At 43.8% G+C, this 1,042-nt stretch carries 1 protein-coding gene; it reads right to left on the bottom strand.

Features of this window, described 5'->3' with window-relative positions; genetic code table 11:
* On the bottom strand, positions 1-1,042 hold a 1,042-nt coding region (locus ESB04_RS12440), incomplete at both ends, for a hypothetical protein (RefSeq protein WP_164969670.1).

The raw sequence follows: 1,042 nt of genomic DNA, 5'->3' as shown, positions 1-1,042 counted from the left end.
GAGAAGGTGATGTTCTTAGCTCCCGTGTAAGTCGTAACCGTATTTCCACTTGCATCTTTTGCAGTAATGGTGATATTTTGTGTTGCTCCAGCGGTTTGAGTACTCGTTCCTGTTATTACTAATTTAGTGGCTGCACCGGCATTAATAGTTATCGAAGAACTAGTCACCGCTGTTCCGGTTTGAGGGGTGAAGGTGAAGGTTCCGGTACCAGAGGTACCAGTAAATACCAAGACACTTGTCAAATTAGCTACCCCATTTACAAAACGCCCTTCTGTGCTCATAACATTACCACCCGTAAAACCAGAAATAGTACCAGATAAACTAGATGTTACCGTCACATTATTGGTCGCAGCACTAAAGTTGGTCACCGTATTTCCATAGATATCTTGAGCTGTTAGAGTATTCGTTCCGGTAAATGCACTACCATTCGTCTGAGGACTAGTCAGGCTTACTGCCAATTTACTGAAAGTTAATTCCCCTACCGTAACGGATAAACGATCAGCTCCAGAAGAGAAGATACTGCCATCGTTCGCTACAATATTGGCTGCTTCAGCTTTGTATAAATACATAGTACCTGTAGCCACACCATTAGTAAAGGTTAAACTCGTCGCCGTTCCAAAGTTTATACCCGCTACCGTTGGGTTAGTTACCGGACTTGGAGAAGCCGAAGCTCCAGAGAAGGTGATATTTTTAGCCCCAGCATAAGAAGTCACTGTATTTCCACTTGCATCTTTAGCGGTCACAGTGATCAACTGAGAAGATCCAGCCGATTGTGAACTGTTACCAGTTACTACTAATCGAGTAGCTGTGCCTGGGTTTATGGTAACTGATGAACTAGTCACCGCCGTTCCGGTAGCTGGTGTAAAGGTAAAGGTTCCACTTCCGGATGTTCCTGTGAACTTCAAGCCTAAACTTGTCAAATTGGCTACTCCGCTCGTGAAATCACCTGCTCCTGTTAATTTATTCGTCCCCGATAAGCCACTAATACTTCCTGTTAAACTACTAGTAACTGTCACATTATTCGACGAAGCATCAAAACTCG

Source organism: Aquirufa rosea (genome assembly GCF_004118285.1).
GTDB classification, from domain to species: Bacteria; Bacteroidota; Bacteroidia; order Cytophagales; family Spirosomataceae; genus Aquirufa; species Aquirufa rosea.
Note: the sequence above shows the minus strand (reverse complement) of the source record. Positions and strands in the feature narration are given on the sequence as shown.